The organism is Streptomyces sp. NPDC044704, assembly GCF_056433525.1.
Genome location: NZ_JBWKGY010000021.1, coordinates 41,045 through 58,877, shown reverse-complemented (window position 1 = coordinate 58,877; position 17,833 = coordinate 41,045). Strand labels below are relative to the sequence as shown.

Here is a 17,833-nt window from a genome sequence, read left to right as displayed (position 1 = left end):
TGGGCCCCGACCCCCTCCCCCCGGGTCGGGGCCCAGCCGTGTGTCGAACGCCCCCTGTTGCCGCTGCCCGCGGGGCTGCGGGTCTGCGCCCGGCCGCCCGGGCCGCCGGGTTCAGGAGGTGAGGTGGCAGGATGGCACGGTGTCCGACTCTCTGCGTGAACTGTGGCTGCGCGGCATCGCCTTCAACCGGGCGGCGCCCTCCGACGTACTGGTACGCCTGTTGGACCGAGCGGCTGCCGGTGACGCCGGTCTGCTGATGTGCGGGGGTCGTGACCTGCCTGACGCCGTCGTCGACGCCGCTCTGCACCATCCGGACGGAGTCGTCCGCCGCGAGCTCGCCCGCAACCGGTACGTCGACCCGGCGCGGCTCGCGCCCTTGGCGACGGACCCGTCGGGGGTCGTCCGCGCATGGCTCGCCTCCGGCCCCTATCCCCGTCACTACGTCCGATGGGTCCGACCGCTGCCGGACGACGTCCTCGTGACCCTCCTGACCGCCCAGGACGCGGGCGTGGACGGCCGGGTCACCGTGGACGAGATCATCGCGGGGCTCGACTCGTCCCGGCAGATCCCGCTCTCCTTCTTCCGCTCCATGGCCGGCAGCGAGAATCCCGAACTCCGGATACGGGCGACGTGGCGGTGGGAGTCGCTCACCCCGGCGCAGCGGGCGGGGCTGCTCGACGATCCGGACCCCGCGGTCCGTGAAGAGGCGCACGACAGGAACTGGCGGCTGGACCCGGAACGGGTGGAGGCCAAGCTGCCGTCCTTCGGCCCGCGCTACCGGTACATGCTCGACACGTGTGCGCTGTCCCCCGCGCTCGTCGAGCAGTGCTTCACGGACGGCACGGTGCTCCCCATGGCCCGGAACCCGCACATCCCCGCCTACGCCCTCGCCCGTCTCGCCCGCCACCCCGAAACGGAGGTCCGCGCGGCGGTCGCCGCCCGGCCCGACGTGGAACCGGACCTGATGGCGGAGCTGCTGCAGGACCCGGACGAGTACGTGCGGATGTGCGCGCGCCTCCACCCCTTCCCCCGTACCTGGGCGGAGTACTGGGCGATCGATCAGGTCCTCGGGCACGGTCCTGACTGCGTCTGCCCGTCCGGCGGGCCGTACACCAGGTCGCACGTCGAGCCGGACGTCGGGCCGTCGCCCGACTGGTTCGCCGCGTGTGCGGTGTCCGAGGAGCCGGTGCTCCGCCGGGTCGCGGCAAGGTGGCCGGGCTTGTCGGCGGAACTCGTCGAGGCGCTCGCGCAGGACGACGACGAGGAGGTGAGGATCCGGCTGGCCTGCCACCACCCGCTGGCTCCGCCGAGCCTCCTCCTGAACGTCTTCGTCACCCGCGAAGCCCACCGTTCGCACCTGGCGGACCTGCCCGCGTTCCCCCGTACCGGCTGGGCTCATCTCATCGACCACCCGGATTCCGAGGTGCGGGCCCTGGCAGCAGCCGATCCGGCCCTGCCCGACCCTCCGGTGGAGGACCCCGACGCGTCGGTGCGCCGGGCAGCGGCCTCCAACCCGAGCCTGCCCCCGGAAGCCCTCGACGCCCTCCTCTCCGACCCCCGCACTGCGGAGGGCGCCGCGGCCAATCCGGCCCTCCCCGTGCCGCGCATGCACGCCCTCCTCGACCAGTGCCTGAACGGCACCGTCACCCCGCCGGGGGCCGTCCTGCGCTGACGACCGGCATCCGCGGCCCGTCCCCGGGTACGCGAAGACGCCCGGCGGGGGTGTCCCGGCCGGGCGTCTTCGCGATGTGTTCTCGGGTCCGCTGGTGGCTTAGTACCAGTGGTGGGTCTGCCAGAAGTTCCAGGCGCCGACGGGGCTGCCGTAGCGGGAGTTCATGTAGTCCAGGCCCCACTTGATCTGGGTGGCCGGGTTGGTCTTCCAGTCGGAACCGGCGGAGGACATCTTCGAGGCCGGCAGGGCCTGGACGAGGCCGTAGGCGCCCGAGGAGGAGTTCGTGGCGGTGTGGTTCCAGCCGCTCTCACGGGAAACGATGTTGTTGAACGCCGCGAACTGCGCCGGGTCCTTGATCATCTGCTGGGCGATCGCCTTGGCGCTCGTCGGGGCCGCCTGGGCGGGAACCGTGGCGAGCATCGAACCGGCGACACCGACGGCGACGACGGCACCCGCGAGGGTCTTCTTCGAAGCGGCGATGCGGCGGATGACGGAGTTCGACACAGGGGAACCTTCCACAGGGGACAAGGGCGGTCGCGGCATGCCGAAGGCATGCGTGATCCCTTCACGCGGTGGAGAGGGGTTCGTCAGCGGCAGGTGAGTGAAACACCCGGGCCGCCCGGCGACACATCCAGTTCTACCGATGCCCCACCCGCCTGGCAACGAGCCCGCTTACTACCCGCCCTCGCAGCCGGGGACCTGCGGCCCACCGGCGAGCCGGAACGTATCCGCGCAGGTCGGAGCCGGGTAGAAGGAGCCCGCGCCGTACCTTCGGCGCCTACTAGCCCGGGTCGTATGTGACGTGGGCCCTATGGGGCGGCTCACCCCCGAGCCGCCCGAATCTCACCGAATGTCACTGGATGTACCGCTTCGAGGAAGGGCAGCTGAGGGCCGGATCGGCCTGTCCCGAGGAAAGGGACCGGTACGCCGTACCGCCTGGAAGCGATGTCACCGATGCGGCTATCCGGCCTCCGGCCAGACCTGGGGATCCTTGCCTCCGCGCACCTCACCCGTCAGCCGGGCCTCGATGTCGATACGGCGCTGACCGCTCTCCGCCGCCCATGCCCCGATGGCGACCCGGACGGCGTCGGCGGCTTCGCCCCACTGGACGCGCGCCTCGTCCCACTCCGCGTGTGCTTCCGCGGGCCAGCCGCCTTCCACGGACGGCCGGCCGTGCCGCTCCTGGACATCCCGCAGCAGCGCCCACGCCGTGTCGGCGCGCTTCCGGAGAATGATCAAATCGTCGGTGAGTTCGACATCCGCCACGAGCGGAGCCTAGAACCGGCCAGGGGGACCCGCCCCGCACCACACCGCACGCGCCACCGGCAACGGGCTCCGAATCCTCACCCTGGCCTATAATCGAACTTGTGTCCGAAAACCAGCTGTCGCGCCTGGAGCTCCTCCGCTTCCTGGAAAAGGTCCAGGTCAACGACCTGCGACGGACCCGCGACTGGATCGCCGCCGAGGAGCGCCGCGAAGCGTCCAGCACCGCGCGGCCGCCGGCGCCGCCGCGGCCGGAGTGGCTGGTCGAGCACGGCATCGGGACCGGCCGCCCCGCCGTGCGCGTCCACACGGGGAGCTGCTGGGACACCCGCAGCCGCTGTAAGCCCGCGACCCGGGAGGCGGTCCGGCGCGCCCTCGCCGAGGGGATTCCGGCCTGCCCGCACTGCCGCCCGGACACCGCCCTCGGAGTGCTCGAGTGACCTGGTGCGCTCGGGGTGGAGACACGACCGCCGACGAACTGCGCGTCGTCGTCGCGGCCGACGACGTGACGGTGTGTCAGCCGGGAGTGCCATGGCCGGTGTCGATGGCGCGGAGGCCGTACTGGACTTCGTCGGCCGGGACGGTGTCGCCGCCGGGGTGGCGGTGAGGGGTCCGGCGTTCGCTCCGTCCGGTGCGGCCACGGGAGGCCGCGGAAGGCCGCGGGAGGCCGCCCATAGGATCGGCGCATGCTCCGACGGTCGCCGCCGCCTCCCTCCTCCGTGCCCTTCGACGTGCCCGACGGACACGGCGTCATCGACGTGACCGGCGACGAGGGCGGCAGCCTGCTCCTGCTCGCCGGCGATCCGGTGTTCCTGGAAGCCGGCGACGGTTGCGGCAGCGTGGGCCGGCTGGCAGCCCGCGCGGGCACGGGCGGCCCCGGGCTCTCCGAGGTCAAGTACCTCACCGAGTGGCTCGGCGCCCCCAACCTCGTGCCCGATCCGCGCACCGGCCGGGCCGGGCCGCCGGACCCGGAACGCCTGCGCCCGCTGACGTCGCTGCTCGCCTCCGGGCGGTACGTGATGACGGCCGCGCTCGCTCCGCACGACCTGCGGGTGGTCCACCCGCGCGCCCTCCAGGTCCAGGGCTGGTACGCCGAGGAGGAGCTCGCGCTGGTGACCACCGACGTGTGGCCGCCCCGCGACCACAGGGCGGTGCGCGGCTACCGCGACCGCATCCGCGCGGGGGACGGCCTGCCGGCGCTGGTCGTGCTGTTCCCCACCGCCGAAAGCCGGGTGGGTTACCTCCTCGACGGGCACCACAAGCTCGCCGCGTACGAGCAGGCGGGGGTCCGTCCGATGGTCATCGGGCTGACCCCACAGGTGCCGAGCCCCATCAGGCGCGACGACCTCGACCGGGCACGGGCGGCGTTCTCCGACGGGGCGCTCCGGGACCGTGGCGACGCGCTGGGCAGGGTCTTCTCCTCCATGCGGGCGGAACCCGTCTCAGTCGCCGGCGCCCCGTCCGCATACGCCGAGGCCAGCGTCAGAGCGGGGGTTCGGCCGTGAAGGTGCCCGACCAGACCGGGACGAACGGCTGACCTGCGCGCTGCGGGAAGAGGGCCACGGCCTCCTCGATCCGGCCGAGGCCGATGAGGTGGCCGGCCAGGAGGGTGGGGTGGTCGGCGCCGTGGGGTTCCAGGACGGCGACGGCCTCCTCGGTCCGGCCGGTCTCGGCGAGCAGGTCCGAGATGGTCCAGGCCGCGTACCCGCTGTCGCCCTCGGGGCGTTCACGGGCCAGCCCGATCGCCTCGTCCAGCAGTCCGCCGGCAGCCATGAGACGCAGCCTCGGCCTGAAGAACTCCCATTCCTCCCGGCCGCCGCGGGCTGTCGTGAGGGCGTCGAGGTACGCCAAACCGTCGAGGGCGCGGCCGTGGTCGGCGTACAGGGTGCACAGTGCGCCGACGATCCACTCGTCGGCGCCGCCGGCCGAGTCCGCGAGCGCGCGCATCACCTCGATCGCCTCGTCGCCCCGGCCGTGCCGGGCCAGGAGCCCGGCCAGTTCCCACGCCACGTGAACCCGGCACACCGGAGAGTCGTCCGGCAGCCGGTACACGGCGATCGCACCGTCCACGTCGCCGCGTTCCTCCAGCAGCTCGGCCAGTCGCTGTGCGGCGAGCCCGTTGGGTTCGGACGCCGCATACGCGCGCAGTTCCTCGATCCGGTCCTGCCGTGCCAGGAGCTCCGCCAGCTCGTCGCGGTCGTTGACGGAGGTGATCTGCCGGGTCCGCAGCAGGGCGATCGCCTCGTCGACGCGGCCCTGGCGCTCACGAACCGCGGCGAGCAGGCCGATTGCCGTGTCGGGGTCGAGACCCGGGCAGCACCACGGGTCTTCGCACCGGTGCCCGGGGGCCGTTGTCCGGGCGGCCAGGAGCACGGCGATGTCCTCGTCCCGGCCCGCCCCCTCCGAAAGCTCGACCAGAGCGTGGGCGAGGCACGGGTCCTCGATGCCGGCGGTCAGCCGCGTGACCGCCTCCTCCTGGCGTCCGTACCGGGCCAGCAGACGCGCCAACAACTCCAGCTTGAACCCTCCGCCCCTGGCGTACGGCCGGGCCAGGGCGATCGCCTCCTCCACCCGCCCCCAGCGCTCCAGCAGCTCCACCCGAGCCCGGACGGCCGTCCACCAGTCCGTGGCGACGTACGGGGCGAGCACCTCCAACGCCTCCTCCTGCCGCCCCCGGTCACCGAGCAGCCGCGCCCACTCCAGCGCGCAGAACCACTCACCGCGGCCGGCCCGGAGCTCCACCACCTCCTCGTAACCGAGCTCGAGGAGACGGGAGACGACGAGCGGAGGGATCCAGCCGGAGTGGGTCCGGGCCCGGCGGTCAAGATCAGCAGCGTCCATGGCGGCACACTGTAATGCTCATACCAACGATCTCAGTCATGACCTTGTCCCCGATAAGGACTCGTCCCCGGAGGCCGATGTCCCTACTCTGATCCGAACGGGACGGCGCGCCTTCCCGCAGGTTGCGGTGCCGTGGCAGAGCGGCCCAATGCGATCGACGTGGGGGAGGCCCCTCTCACGGCGACTGACGGAGACGGGGCGGGTCTGCTCCCCTCTGTCCGCGGGTTCGAATCCCGTCGGCACCGCAGCTGACCCGGACTTGGTCCGGCGCCTGGAGCTGCCTCGTCAGCCAGAGGCCGGGGCGGGGGCCACAGAAGTTGGGCCAGGACCGTTCTGGGCTCTGGCTCAGCTTCCGTGATGACTAAGCCTGAAGAACGATGCGGCTCTTGACGGACCGAATGGGCGCGCGTCCGCGCCCCGGGGGCGGATACCACGACGTGGCGAGGTCAGCGGAATGAGTCGATGTTCTCGCGTACCCAGTCGTCGTAGGTGCGCAGCGGACGGCCGGTGATGTCCTGCACGGACGGCTGCTGGTCGGCTGTCCACTGGGCGAGTTCGGCGAATCGGGCGCCGTACTCTTCAAGGGCGTAGAGCGTCACGTCGATCGCACCGACGGGCCAGCCGAGGTGCTGCCAGGTCGTCCGGCTCTCGTCCGGCGTCAGTTCAACGGTATCGATGTCGCGGCCGAGAGCGGTGGTGATGCTCCGTACGCGTGACCGTGTGCTCAGCGGTGGGCCCACCGCCTCGATGACCGTCCCGGCGTAGTCATCGCCGATCAGGGCCGCGGCCGCTACGGCGGCGAGGTCCTCCTCGTGGATAAAGGGGTAGTGGCCCTGGTTGAGGAACGCCTCACGGACCACGCCGTCGGCGCGGACGGTGTCGGCCCAGTCCGACCCTGTCGCCGGGTAGGTCCCCTCGATGACGGCGCCCATCACGGCCGACGGCCGGATGTGCGTCCAGGCGATGTCCGAGCGTTCCACCGCCTTCTCGATCGCCAGCCAGAACCAGGTCTCCGGCGGATTCGCCTGCTCGTACTCCGGTCCATGAGACGACAACAGGACGATCTTCCTCGCGGCGGCGTTCCGCGCCAGGGTCAAGGCGTCCTGGACCGTGGACGGATGGGCGCCGGCCAGGAACACGGCCTCGATACCGTCGAAGGCTCGGGCGGACTCCAGCGGCCGGGTGATGGAGCCTTCGACCACTTCGACCGCGTCAGGCCAGCCGTCGCACTGGTCCGGCTCGGCGATCACCCGCACCTGCCGGCCCGAGGTGAGCAGTTGTCGTGCCATGCACCGGCCGACCATCCCGGTCGGGCTGTTGCCTTCGTCCCGGCGCGGGCTGACGGCGGTCAGCAGGTAGACGCCTTCGGTTTTCGGTACCGTCTCGTTCTGATTGTTCTGCTCGTTCTGCCCGAACGCTTTCACAGCAAGACCTTTCGACGCGTGAGCGTGGATCTTGCACCTGGCCCGGGTGCGGACGGCCTCTGCCGTGCCGCGTGGACGCAGAACCAAGGCTGCGGATCGAGGTCGTTCAGCTTACCAGGAGCAGTGACAGGTCCACAGCAAACCACCGGCCAGACCCCGAACAGGTTGGCGGGCAGCATCCCGTTTCTGGCAGGGTCCGGCGTATGGACTGCATCTTCTGCGAGCTCATCCATGAAGACACCGCGAGCTGGGTGGCGCGTGGGCCGGTGGCCTGTGCCTTTACCCCGCTGGACCCGCTGGCGCCGGGTCACACGCTGGTGGTTCCGACGGTCCATTACGCAGGAATCTCGACCTGGCCGGCCGGCAGGTCCGTCCATCACGTCGCCGGCGACCCGGGGGCGCGGCTTGCCGCCGCTCTGGCTTCGGGCCGGCACCACACGAGTTGAGCCAAAGTCCGTTCTGGCGGACAGAGCGCCGCCTGATCGTCCCCACCCAGGAGAGCAGGGCATGACCAAGATAGTAGGCATCGACGCCCGCGGCACGCAGCACTGCGAGACGACGGTCCTGGGGGTGCTGCTGCGGCACCAAGGACTCGATCTGTCCGAGCCCATGCTGTTCGGCCTCGGCTCCGGTCTGTCCTTCATCTACTGGGACAGCAAGAACATGGGCTTCCCCTTCCTCGGGGGACGGGTCAAGCCCTTCGAACTCACCAGGAACCTGACCACCCGGCTCGGGCTGGAGCTCCAAGTCCAGGAGACCACGTCCCCGCGCAAGGCGTGGGACAGGGTGGCGGCCGCCGTTGATGCCGGCCACCCCGTCGGACTCCAGCTCGACAGCTACTACCTGGACTACTTTGGTTCGAAGGTTCACTTCGGCGGCCACGTCGTCGCCATGTACGGCTATGACGAGCACGCCGCCTACCTGGTGGACACCGACCCGCAAGGCGGAGCGGTATCCACCAGCCTGACCAGCCTCGCGCAGGCCAGGGCGGCGCGCGGTCCGATGACCGCCAGGCACCGGTCGTTCACCGTCACCGCCCCGAGAGGCCTGCCCACCCCGCACGGACAGATCGTCCCCGCCATCACCGCCTGCGCCGACGCCTTCCTCCACCCGCCCATCGCCAACGTCGGTCACCGCGGCATCGCGAAGGCCGCCAAGCTGGTACCCGCATGGCTCCAGCGCACCGACGATCCACAGCGAGACCTGCCCCAGGCCGCTCTGCTGATGGAGAAGGCCGGCACCGGCGGCGCCCTGTTCCGCAACCTCTACCGTGACTTCCTCGCCGAATGCGCCGACCTGCTGGACGACAGCCACCTGCGCACCGGCCACGGGCTGTACGCCGAGGCAGCCGCCCTGTGGACGGAAGCAGCGGCAATGATCGCGAGGGCCGGCGAATCGGGAGATGGGCAGTTCCTCGTCCAGGCCGGCTCAATTCTCGGCGACCTCTCACGTATCGAGGCCGAGGCCATGCAGGCGCTGAGCTGCCTGGGCAGCAAGACCCAAGCGTGACACCTCCGGTACGTGTGCGGAACGGGGGAGCGGCGGAATGCAGGGGACTCCATACGGTCAGGCGTCCTGAATTGAACCGTAAGGCGGCCATGGCCTGCCAAGTAAGTCAAGACTTACCTTCGGGGAAATTCGACCGTATGGTGTGGCTCGAATCGAAGGAGCCCCTGTTGTCGAAGATGAATGATCCCGCCGCGCGTGCGGTTGAATCGGAGCGGGATTATGTGTCCTCCTTATACGAGTTGCTCACCGAGCGGATTTCCGAGGCGCGAGTACACCGGGCGAGTGTGCTGAAGGCGCCGGCGGAAAGCGCCGGTGAGGCATACGAGAGGGAAATCGCCGCCGAGCGTCTGGCCAAGGAAATCGGCCGGCTGGAGGGCGCCGAGAAGGGCCTGGTCTTCGGGCGCATCGACCGGACGGATGGCACGGCCCTGCGCATCGGGCGGATCGGACTGCACACGGAGGAGGACGACCTGCCTCTGCTCGTGGACTGGCGCGCGAACGCGGCGCGGCCCTTCTACGAGGCGACACCCGTCCACCCGATGGGCCTGCGGCGGCGCCGGCACCTGCGGCTTGAGGAGCGCACGGTCGTCTCGGTGAGCGACGAACTGCTGGACGGGACCGCCCCGACCGACGAGGACGTCGTGGGGGACGGCCCGTTGACCGAGGCCCTGTCGGCCCGGCGTACGGGCAGGATGCACGCGGCCGTCGCGACGCTGCAGGCCGAGCAGGACGAGATCGTCCGCTCCGCCCACCGCGGGGTGACCGTGGTGCAGGGCGGGCCCGGCACCGGCAAGACGGTGGTCGCCCTGCACCGGGCGGCCTACGTCCTGTACGCGTTCCCGCGCGCCGCGGAGGAGGGTGTCCTGGTCGTGGGGCCGAACGCCCGGTTCCTCGACTACATCTCCCAGGTCCTTCCCTCGCTCGGAGAGAACGACGTCGTCCTGGCGACCTGCCGGGAACTGGCCGGAGCCGGAGTGCCCACGGACACGGACTCGGACTCGGACGCGCACGCGTTGGACCCGTTCGACACGGCGCGTCTCAAGGGCAGCTCCGACCTCGCCGACGCCCTGGCCGGCCTGATGCGAGCCCACCAAGCCCCCGCCGGTGAGTTCACGGTGCGGGTCGGACAGGAACGGGTGCACCTGTCCGGCGAGGAAGTCGCCACGGCACGCGACGCCGCCGTGGCGGCCGTACCGGGGCACAACCCCGCGCGCCAGGTGTTCAGGGAGCTCCTCGTCGACGCCGTCACCGACACGATGCGACGAGACATGGGCGACCTCCTGGAGCAGATCGACGCCGACACCGAAAGGGCGACGGGCATCAACCTCGACCGGTTCACGGGAGCGGCCCAGCGCCGTGCCGAAGGTGCGGCCGGCCCGGGTCCGGCCCACGAACTGGACCTGGACGCCATCCGAGCCGACCTCCTCGACGACCCCGGCGTCGACCGAGCGGTCGAGGCGTTGTGGCCGCGGCTGGTACCCGGTGACCTCGTCAACGCGCTCCTGACGAACGCCGGCGCTCTCGCCGAGCACCTGCCCCGCCTGACCACGCAGGAGCGGTCCCTTCTGCTGCGCGGCCCGGACGAGCCGTGGACCGATGCCGACGTGCCGTTGCTGGACGAGGCGGCGAGCCTGGTAGACGGGCCGCCCGAGCGGACGTACGGGCACGTCGTCGTCGACGAGGCGCAGGAACTGACCGCCATGCAGTGGCGGATGATCGTCCGCCGCTGCCCGGCGAAGGCGATGACGCTGGTGGGTGACTTCGCCCAGGCGGGCCCGGTCGCGACCGCACGCGACTGGAAGGAAGCGCTGAGCCCCCACGTCGGACCGCGGTTCCGACTGCACCACCTGACCGTCAGCTACCGCACCACGCAGGAGATCCTGGACAGCGTCCGGGACCTGCTCACGCGGATCGCTCCGGACCAGAGGCCCACCCGGTCACTGCGCAGCGGTGAGCCCCCTCGTACCGTGACCGCACCTCCGGACGGGTTGGTCACCGCCGTCGTCCGGGAACTCCGCGCCCAGAGCGCCGCGCACCCGGGCGAGCTCCTGGGAGTGATCTGCGCGGACGCCAGGGTGAGCGAGCTGACGGCCCGAGGCGTCGCCGGCCACGCACGTATCGTGCCGGCGTCCGAAGCGCGCGGCCTGGAATTCGACGGGGTCGTCGTCATGAACCCCGAGGAGATCATCACGGCCCGCCCCGGTGGGGAGAGGGACTTGTACGTAGCCCTGACCCGGGCCACCAAGCGCCTCTGCACCATCACCGCCCGGGCCTCCGCGCCGCTGGAGCAGGTCAGCCGGATCCGGCGCGGTCCGGAGCCGGCGTTGCTCTGAGGCCGCTCACGGATTGCGGAATGCGGGTGCGCCGGCTCAGTCGGTACTCCGCCGGTCAATCCGCTCAAGAACATCCCCGACGACGCAGGCGAACCCCTTCACGAGTACGTGTGGCCGCCGGCCGGTTTTGCCCGCGGCACTCACACTGCCGTCGCGCGGGAAAATGACGGCCTCGGCCGCTTCGATTCCCTTGCGAATGATGCGTACGTGATCGCCCGCCTTGAAATCCCCGTCGACGGGATCGATGTAAACCGCACTGTCCCCCTTGGCGAAGACGAAAACGTCAGTAACCTCTGCCCGGTTCACCCGTTGCCCCTCCATCAGTACTATCCCCGTTCCTTCAGGGTAGAGACCTCTGCCTCCAGCTCACCGACTGCTGCTGCGACGCCCCTCCAGGCTCCATCGGCTCGCTGGAATCGCTGCCTTGAGTACGGTCCGAAGCGTCGGGGCAGCGGAAACGTCCGCTTCAGATGTGGGCCCCCGACGGTTCGGGCTGCGCGGCACACCCAGGGTCGAATCCCTCTGGGCGAACCTCGCCGACACCACGACCGCGGCACGTCTATGGGCGGCCAGCTGTGACATGACCGGTCGCGAGCCCGAGCCTGACTGCGCGCCGCCGCTGGGGGTTCCGCCGTTCAGTTCTCGCGGGTCAACGGCTCCCCGGCGAAGCGCACCCCGGCCAGGCCATGGGTCATGAGGTTGCGGATGTTGGCGTGATCCGTGCCGTTCGGCGTCGCCAGCACGCTGCGGTAGTGCTCACCGAATGCCAGCAGCGCCTCTTGGTCGCTCAGCCCTTCCAGCAGGGCCAGTCCCAGGGTCTTGCAGGAACCTTCGTTCTCCCCTGCGGCATTGTCCAGGTCCCCGTTGCGGAACGCCTGCGGCTGGTAGGCGTAGTGCGCGGCGACGAAGGCCAACGTGTCGGCGAACTCGTGCTCACCGGACGCGAGGCTTGTCCGCAGCGAGTTCAGTTCAGTCATGTGGGTTCCCCTGGGTTGAGCGGACGTTCCGGTTGCCGTCCGTGACCGGACGAAGATACCCCCTCGTGGCCTGCCGGTGAGAAGGGCGCCACACATCGAGACGAGCGGCATCTGCGCAGGTCACGAGGTGTGACTGGGCGATCCGCCGAGAGCCGGTCCCGGTCCGGGCGATCGGCCGCGAGGGCGGCGCTGACCGGCAGGCTGACGCCGTCCCCGCCCGGTGCCGCAGTCGGGTCGGCCGCCTGCCGCGGCAAGGCGGGGTCGGGCGGTGGCGTTGTCAGTGCCGGGCAGCATGATGACGTTCATGACCGAAAACAGTGCCCTCCTCTCTCCTGCCGCCTACGTGGAGGCCGTGACCACCGCCGTGGCGGCATCGGCCGCGTACTACGGCGACGGGACCACCCCGCTCGGTGACGACGAGTACGACGGGCTGCTGCGCGCCATCGCGGCCTACGAGGAGACCCACCCGGACGAGGTGCTCGCCGAGTCGCCGACCGGGAAGGTGGCGGGCGGGGCCGTGCAGGGCGACGTGCCCCACTCGGTGCCGATGCTCTCCCTCGACAACGTCTTCGACGCCGACGAGCTCGCCGAGTGGGCCGCAGGGCTGGAACGGCGTCTCGGGCACCCCGTGGCCGGGTGGTGCGTGGAGCCGAAGCTCGACGGCCTCGCGGTGGCCGCCCGGTACCGGGGTGGCCGGCTCGTTCAGGTCCTCACCCGCGGCGACGGCTCGGCCGGTGAGGACATCACCCACGCCGCCGAAGCCGTCCTCGGTCTGCCGCCGGTACTCACCCAGCCGATCGACGTCGAATTGCGCGGCGAGGTGCTGCTGACGACCGCGCAGTTCGAGGAGGCCAACCGGATCCGGCTCGCCCACGAGGCCACGGCCTTCGCGCACCCCCGCAGCGGAGCGGCCGGCACGCTACGGGCCAAGGACCGCCCCTACCGGATCGAGTTGACCTTCTTCGCCTACAGCGCGATCGGCCTGGACGACCTCGGTCACTTCGCCCTGCTGGAGACCCTGGCCGCGCTCGGCGCGAACACGGCCGCCAGCACGGCCGCCGCCCCCATGCGCTGCGAGACCGTGGAGCAGGTGCAGGAACGCATCGACGTGATCGCCGGTCTGCGCGGAGCCCTGCCGTTCGGGATCGACGGTGTCGTCGTCAAAGCCGACTCGGCCGAGGACCAGCGGCAGGCCGGCAACGGATCGCGCGCCCCGAGGTGGGCGGTGGCCCGGAAACTGGCGGCCGAACACAAGGTGACGCGCCTGCTGGCGGTGGAGTGGAACGTCGGCCGGACCGGGATCATCGCCCCGCGCGCCGTCCTGGAGCCGGTGGTCATCGACGGGGTGACGGTCACCTACGCCACGCTTCACAATCCGTCCGACATCACCCGCCGCGGGCTCATGATCGGGGACCAGGTGTTCGTGTACCGGGCCGGTGACGTGATCCCCCGGGTCGAGGCACCGCTGGCCGACCAGCGCACCGGCGCCGAGAGCCCGATCGTCTTCCCCGAGGCGTGCCCCCGCTGTGGCGACGCGATCGACACCTCCGAGCAGCGGTGGCGGTGCGTGCGCGGCCGGAGCTGTCAGGCCGTGGCCTCGGTGATCTACGCGGCCGGCCGGGACCAGCTCGACATCGAAGGTCTCGGCGGCACGCGCGCGATCCAGCTGGTGGAAGCCGGTCTGGTCAAGGACGTCGCCGACCTGTTCACGCTGACCCGCGAGCAGCTCCTCGGTCTGGAGCGGATGGGTGAGACCAGCGCCGCCAACCTCCTGTCCGCGATCGAGACCGCCCGCGGGGCCGCGTTGAGCCGCGTGTTCTGCGCCCTCGGTGTCCGCGGCACCGGGCGCACGATGTCCCGCCGGATCGCCGCGTACTTCGGCTCGATGGCGGCCATCCGCGCCGCCGACGCGGACACGCTGGCCGGGGTCGACGGCATCGGCACGGAGAAGGCCCGCGTCATCGCGGCCGAACTCGTCGAACTCGCCCCGCTCCTCGACAGACTCCAGGCCCAGCAGGTCGGCACGCAGGTCACCGAGCCGCAGAAGCCCGCGACTGCTGCGACCGAAGGAGACGGAGCGACCGCCGCGACCGGCGTCGAGGACTCGGCGGGCGGCCCGCTGGCCGGGCAGGCCGTCGTGGTGACCGGCTCCATGACCGGCCCCCTCGCGGTGTTGTCCCGGAACGAGATGAACGAGCTGATCGAGCGGGCCGGCGGAAAGGCGTCGTCGTCGGTGTCCAAGCGCACCACCCTCGTGGTGGCGGGCGAGAAGGCCGGCTCCAAGCGCACCAAGGCCGGGGAACTGGGCATCCGCATCCTCGACCCCGAGGAATTCGCCGTCCTGGTCGCCGGTTTCCTCCCCACCCCCTAGTGCCCGCCGGCCCTCTGGCCCTGTCCGGCGTCGCCCCGGAGAAGCCGGTGGCGCGGGGGTCTCACATCCGGTCGAGGCCGACCATCCGGCTCACGGTATGCCTGATGGTGCGGCCGCCTTGATCCCGCGGCTGAGAAACCGCGGGTGGGGGAGTCGGGGGGAGATCGACGGCGATGACTTCGACGCGCTGCCCGGGGGCGGCCTGGGCGGCGATGCGGCCGCGTTCCCGCTCGGAGGCGGCGAAGAGGACGAGCGGGGCGAGGCGGTTACGCAGGGCGGGCACGCGGCTCGCCACCGGGCAGATGACCGCGTACGGCTTGCCGCGCAGGTACACGGGCACGCCCATGGCGTACTCGGGACTGCTCTCGCGGGCAACACCGGGGTACGCACCGGCCTCGTGGTAGACGAACTCCACCACCGGCTTGACCAACGCCTTCTGGCGTTGGAGCAATGCCTCTATCGCCGCCAAGTGTTCCTGCTCGGCGGCCTTCCGCGCTTCGCGCCGGCGCCGCTGCACGGCGGTCAGCCGGTCGATGACCTGCTCTCTCCGGGCCGTCGCCCGGACCTGTTCTTCCTCACCTTCGAGGTACGAGCGGGTTGTCCACCGCCATGTCCCGTCATCGCCCCGCCCCTTGGCCCGCAGGCGGTGCGGGCGGGTGGTGTCCGCGCAGATGGCGGCAACGAAGCGGTCCAGCGGGAAGGGGTCGGCCGTCGTCCATGTGCCGTGGCCGCCGCAGGGCAGCGGTCCGTCGATTCCCGGGCCGCAGTCCTCGCACTCACACAGGCCGCAGTCGGCCCGGTCCTCGCACCACTCGGGTACGAAGCGGGCGGCTCCGGCAGTGATCTGGACGGGTCCGCCGTCGTCCGGCCGGGCGATCCGCACGGAGGGCACGTGGTCGAGCCAGGGGACGGTCTTGCGGTCGGTGAACCAGCACACCTCGACGCCGGCGGCACGGTACCGGTCGGTGCGGGCCTCGATGTCGGTGATGGGGATGGCCGCCATCTGCGCCTCCAGGGCCACGCGGCGGCTGCCGTCCGGGGAAGTGGCCATCACGTCCGCGCGCCAGGAGCCGTCCGGGGCGGCGACTTCGTACTCGGCACTCCACCCGGCCGCGCGGGCGTGATGGGCGAGGTCGAGCTTGAGGAGGTGGTGGGCCATGCCTTCGCCCGCGAGCCGCGCCTCACAATGCGGGGCGTTGCCGGCATGGCGCAGGAACCACAGGTCGTACGCGCCGTGCGTCTTGTGGACCAGGTGCAGCCGCCAGGCGCATTCGTAGCAGGTCAGGGGTGCGGGAGGGGTGGCCTTGTAGATGCTCTCCCGGGCCCGTCCGCATCCAAGGTCGGCCTGGGTGGCGTCGATCCGCCCCCATTCTCCGTGCACCCCGACGAACACCATCGCTCTCTCCTTCTCTCCTTCGTTGCGCGGCGGACCCTCGTCCGCGACGGACGGCAGAGACCCGGTCTGACAAGAAGTACCCCGGACGGGACAGGCTGCTACGCCGTTCGCGGTAGGGGTGTCACCTTCCGCCACCCTTCCCCCCTGGACGCGCTGACGCCCTGGCGGCTGTTGTGGCGTTGCGGCGTCTTGCCGATCAACTGGAGGACGCCGTCGTCGAGCAGGCCATGCGGGCGGGCTGGAGCTGGCCGCAGGTCTCCGAGGCGCTCGGTGTCACCCGCCAAGCCGTCCACACGAAGCACGCCGAGCGGCTCATCGCCGCCGGAGTCAAGCTGAGGAGGCGCGGCGATGAGCGCGTTTGACCAGTACCTGCATGCGGTCATCGTGCGGGCGATGGACGAAGCCCGGGGTGACGGGTCAGCGACGATCGACGCGCACCATCTTCTGCTGTCGCTCGCCGCCGATCAGGGGTCCACCGCACAGCAGGCCCTGGCCTCGGCCGGGCTGGATCGCGCTGCTGTCCGCGAGGCACTGGACCGCGAATTCGAGCACAGCCTCAGCGTGGTTGGAGTGTCTCCGGCCGCCTATGCCCTTCCCAGGCCGAGCCACGCCTCCCACCAGCCCAAGATGGGTGCGTCCGCCAGACTCGCCCTGGATCGGAGCTTCGCCTCCGCCCGCAAGAAGGACCTGCGGTCAGCGCACCTGCTGCTCGGGATCCTGCAGGCTCAAGTCGGTACCGTGCCCCGCGCCCTCGCCCTGGCGGGGGTCGATCAGGCCGAGCTGGCGGACCGCGTACGGCAGACGCTCACCAGCCAGGAGCAGTGACCGAACACCGGGATGCGAGGAGGACCACATGCACCGGCACACCACTCGTGCGGACAACGGCCGACCGGGAGCCGAACCGGCCGAAGCAGGGGGCGTGGCCCCTGAATCCGCGCCGACCGCAGGGGCCGAGCGCTACGAGGCGGTCCAGTACCTACTCCAGCGGGCCGTGACGCACGGCGGCCTTCCCGGGATTCTCGCCGAGGTTCGCGACGGCGGCCAGCAGTGGTTCGGGTCCGCAGGAGTCGCCGACACCCGAACCGGCCGCAGGCGTTCACAGCAGGACCGGTTCCGCATCGGCAGCATCACCAAGACGTTCGTGGCCACCGTCGTGATGCAGCTGGTGGCGGAAAGGCAGGCTGAGCCGGGACGACACCGTGGAACAGTGGCTGCCGGGCGTGGTCCACGGCCGTCACCACGACGGTGCAGGGGCGACCGTCAGGACGCTGCTCAACCACACCAGCGGGATCTTCAACTACACCGATGACCAGGAAGCACTGAACCGTCGCGAGACGCACCCGCCCGAGGCGCTGGTGCAGATCGCGATGTCCCATCCGCCCACGTTCACGCCGGGTTCGGGCTGGGCGTACTCCAACACCAACTACGTCCTCGCCGGCATGATCATCGAGCGGGTCACCGGCCGCGCGCTCGCCGAGGAGATCACGGAGCGGATCTCCCGCCCGCTCGGCCTGGCCGGTACGTACCTGCCGCACGGCAGCGACCCGACGATCCGCGGGCCGCACTCCCGGCACTACACGAAGCTGTTCCGGACGGACCCCGGCGCGCCGGTCCACGACGCGACCGAGCTCGACCCGTCCATGTTCTGGGCGGCCGGCGGCATGATCTCCACCGCCGGGGGACCTCAACCGGTTCTTCGGCGCCCTGCTCGGGGGCCGAATCCTGCCACCGGACCAACAACGCGACATGTTCGCCACCGTGACCACCCGTGACTGGATTCCCGACGCCGCCTACGGCCTCGGCGTCTCCTCGGTGAGACTGCCCTGCGGGGAAACGGTCTGGGGCATGGGCGGTGCGCTCTTCGGATCGTGGTCCTACGCCTACGGCGCTCGCGACGGCGAGCAGACGGTCACCACCAACGTCAACGGCGACTGGAGCGACGGCGACTGGGACGACCCCATCGCCCTCTTCACCGATCTCCTCCAGACGAAGTTCTGCCGCCGGAGCTAGGGACCGTGCCGGCGAGGGACCGTACGAGCGAGGCAAG

At 71.0% G+C, this 17,833-nt stretch carries 18 protein-coding genes and 1 tRNA gene; 12 read left to right on the top strand and 7 right to left on the bottom strand.

Annotation, left to right across the window (positions count from 1 at the left end; translation table 11 throughout):
* Positions 1-139 precede the first annotated feature (139 nt).
* A complete protein-coding gene (locus tag AC07B0_RS33835; protein ID WP_478899786.1) occupies positions 140-1,672 on the top strand; it encodes a hypothetical protein in 1,533 nt (510 codons plus the stop codon).
* A gap of 99 nt (positions 1,673-1,771) precedes the next feature.
* Here AC07B0_RS33835 and AC07B0_RS33830 read toward each other — a convergent pair whose 3' ends face one another.
* Entirely contained in the window at positions 1,772-2,176 is a 405-nt protein-coding gene (locus tag AC07B0_RS33830) for an aggregation-promoting factor C-terminal-like domain-containing protein (protein ID WP_356877604.1), read from the bottom strand.
* Between the two features lie 456 nt (positions 2,177-2,632).
* Entirely contained in the window at positions 2,633-2,938 is a 306-nt protein-coding gene (locus tag AC07B0_RS33825; RefSeq protein WP_478899785.1) for a hypothetical protein, read from the bottom strand.
* Positions 2,939-3,039: 101 nt separating this feature from the next.
* On the opposite strand from AC07B0_RS33825, the gene AC07B0_RS33820 reads away from it, so the two are divergent.
* Together AC07B0_RS33820 and AC07B0_RS33815 are read left to right on the top strand one after the other, a co-directional pair.
* Positions 3,040-3,375: a DUF6233 domain-containing protein gene (locus tag AC07B0_RS33820; protein WP_356877606.1), complete on the top strand. Its 336-nt coding sequence runs from the start codon at positions 3,040-3,042 to the stop codon at positions 3,373-3,375.
* A 246-nt stretch (positions 3,376-3,621) separates the two neighbouring features.
* Positions 3,622-4,440: a hypothetical protein gene (locus AC07B0_RS33815; RefSeq protein ID WP_478899783.1), complete on the top strand. Its 819-nt coding sequence runs from the start codon at positions 3,622-3,624 to the stop codon at positions 4,438-4,440.
* Here AC07B0_RS33815 and AC07B0_RS33810 read toward each other — a convergent pair.
* Positions 4,418-5,776: a tetratricopeptide repeat protein gene (locus AC07B0_RS33810; protein WP_478899782.1), complete on the bottom strand. Its 1,359-nt coding sequence runs from the start codon at positions 5,774-5,776 to the stop codon at positions 4,418-4,420. The two genes, AC07B0_RS33815 and AC07B0_RS33810, sit on opposite strands and share 23 nt — an antisense overlap.
* 126 nt (positions 5,777-5,902) lie before the next feature.
* On the opposite strand from AC07B0_RS33810, the gene AC07B0_RS33805 reads away from it, so the two are divergent.
* Positions 5,903-6,021 (top strand) — tRNA-Glu (locus AC07B0_RS33805).
* Positions 6,022-6,222: 201 nt separating this feature from the next.
* Here the strand turns inward: AC07B0_RS33805 and AC07B0_RS33800 are convergent.
* The gene (locus AC07B0_RS33800; RefSeq protein WP_469383919.1) at positions 6,223-7,287 is read right to left on the bottom strand and encodes an SDR family oxidoreductase; all 1,065 of its coding nucleotides are present in this window, start codon (positions 7,285-7,287) and stop codon (positions 6,223-6,225) included.
* 420 nt (positions 7,288-7,707) lie between these two features.
* Between AC07B0_RS33800 and AC07B0_RS33795 the strand changes: the two genes are divergently transcribed.
* Positions 7,708-8,709, top strand: a complete 1,002-nt coding sequence (locus AC07B0_RS33795; RefSeq protein ID WP_478899781.1) for a BtrH N-terminal domain-containing protein — start codon at positions 7,708-7,710, stop codon at positions 8,707-8,709.
* Positions 8,710-8,930: 221 nt separating this feature from the next.
* Positions 8,931-11,042: a HelD family protein gene (locus AC07B0_RS33790; RefSeq protein WP_478899779.1), complete on the top strand. Its 2,112-nt coding sequence runs from the start codon at positions 8,931-8,933 to the stop codon at positions 11,040-11,042.
* A 36-nt stretch (positions 11,043-11,078) separates the two neighbouring features.
* On the opposite strand, the gene AC07B0_RS33785 is transcribed toward AC07B0_RS33790, so the two are convergent.
* Positions 11,079-11,348: a hypothetical protein gene (locus AC07B0_RS33785; RefSeq protein WP_469383925.1), complete on the bottom strand. Its 270-nt coding sequence runs from the start codon at positions 11,346-11,348 to the stop codon at positions 11,079-11,081.
* A gap of 329 nt (positions 11,349-11,677) precedes the next feature.
* Positions 11,678-12,019: a HopJ type III effector protein gene (locus AC07B0_RS33780; protein ID WP_478899777.1), complete on the bottom strand. Its 342-nt coding sequence runs from the start codon at positions 12,017-12,019 to the stop codon at positions 11,678-11,680.
* Between the two features lie 295 nt (positions 12,020-12,314).
* Between AC07B0_RS33780 and ligA the strand changes: the two genes are divergently transcribed.
* The gene (gene ligA / locus AC07B0_RS33775; protein WP_478899846.1) at positions 12,315-14,390 is read left to right on the top strand and encodes an NAD-dependent DNA ligase LigA; all 2,076 of its coding nucleotides are present in this window, start codon (positions 12,315-12,317) and stop codon (positions 14,388-14,390) included.
* A 61-nt stretch (positions 14,391-14,451) separates the two neighbouring features.
* Here ligA and AC07B0_RS33770 read toward each other — a convergent pair whose 3' ends face one another.
* Entirely contained in the window at positions 14,452-15,786 is a 1,335-nt protein-coding gene (locus AC07B0_RS33770; protein WP_478899775.1) for a competence protein CoiA family protein, read from the bottom strand.
* 173 nt (positions 15,787-15,959) lie between these two features.
* Here AC07B0_RS33770 and AC07B0_RS33765 point away from each other — a divergent pair, with 173 nt between their 5' ends.
* From AC07B0_RS33765 to AC07B0_RS33745, 5 genes are read left to right on the top strand one after another with little or no spacing between them, the layout of a single operon-like run.
* Positions 15,960-16,148: a hypothetical protein gene (locus AC07B0_RS33765; protein ID WP_469383930.1), complete on the top strand. Its 189-nt coding sequence runs from the start codon at positions 15,960-15,962 to the stop codon at positions 16,146-16,148.
* Positions 16,135-16,611, top strand: coding sequence for a Clp protease N-terminal domain-containing protein (locus AC07B0_RS33760; protein ID WP_478899773.1), 477 nt, complete (start codon positions 16,135-16,137; stop codon positions 16,609-16,611). Before AC07B0_RS33765 ends, AC07B0_RS33760 begins: the two co-directional genes overlap by 14 nt.
* A 28-nt stretch (positions 16,612-16,639) precedes the next feature.
* Entirely contained in the window at positions 16,640-17,095 is a 456-nt protein-coding gene (locus AC07B0_RS33755) for a serine hydrolase (RefSeq protein WP_469383934.1), read from the top strand.
* Positions 16,986-17,558, top strand: a complete 573-nt coding sequence (locus AC07B0_RS33750; protein WP_478899771.1) for a serine hydrolase domain-containing protein — start codon at positions 16,986-16,988, stop codon at positions 17,556-17,558. The genes AC07B0_RS33755 and AC07B0_RS33750 overlap by 110 nt, the downstream gene beginning before the upstream one ends.
* Complete coding sequence (locus AC07B0_RS33745; protein WP_478899769.1) at positions 17,545-17,796, top strand: hypothetical protein; 252 nt, start codon at positions 17,545-17,547, stop codon at positions 17,794-17,796. The genes AC07B0_RS33750 and AC07B0_RS33745 overlap by 14 nt, the downstream gene beginning before the upstream one ends.
* Positions 17,797-17,833: the final 37 nt, after the last annotated feature.

Bases quoted from the DNA above. Each gene is read 5' to 3' on its own strand.
- AC07B0_RS33760 (WP_478899773.1), top strand. From the start codon at position 16,135: ATGAGCGCGTTTGACCAGTACCTGCATGCGGTCATCGTGCGGGCGATG.
- ligA (WP_478899846.1), top strand. From the start codon at position 12,315: ATGACGTTCATGACCGAAAACAGTGCCCTCCTCTCTCCTGCCGCCTAC.
- AC07B0_RS33810 (WP_478899782.1), bottom strand. From the start codon at position 5,776: ATGGACGCTGCTGATCTTGACCGCCGGGCCCGGACCCACTCCGGCTGG.
- AC07B0_RS33780 (WP_478899777.1), bottom strand. From the start codon at position 12,019: ATGACTGAACTGAACTCGCTGCGGACAAGCCTCGCGTCCGGTGAGCAC.
- AC07B0_RS33815 (WP_478899783.1), top strand. From the start codon at position 3,622: ATGCTCCGACGGTCGCCGCCGCCTCCCTCCTCCGTGCCCTTCGACGTG.
- AC07B0_RS33755 (WP_469383934.1), top strand. From the start codon at position 16,640: ATGCACCGGCACACCACTCGTGCGGACAACGGCCGACCGGGAGCCGAA.
- AC07B0_RS33770 (WP_478899775.1), bottom strand. From the start codon at position 15,786: ATGGTGTTCGTCGGGGTGCACGGAGAATGGGGGCGGATCGACGCCACC.
- AC07B0_RS33795 (WP_478899781.1), top strand. From the start codon at position 7,708: ATGACCAAGATAGTAGGCATCGACGCCCGCGGCACGCAGCACTGCGAG.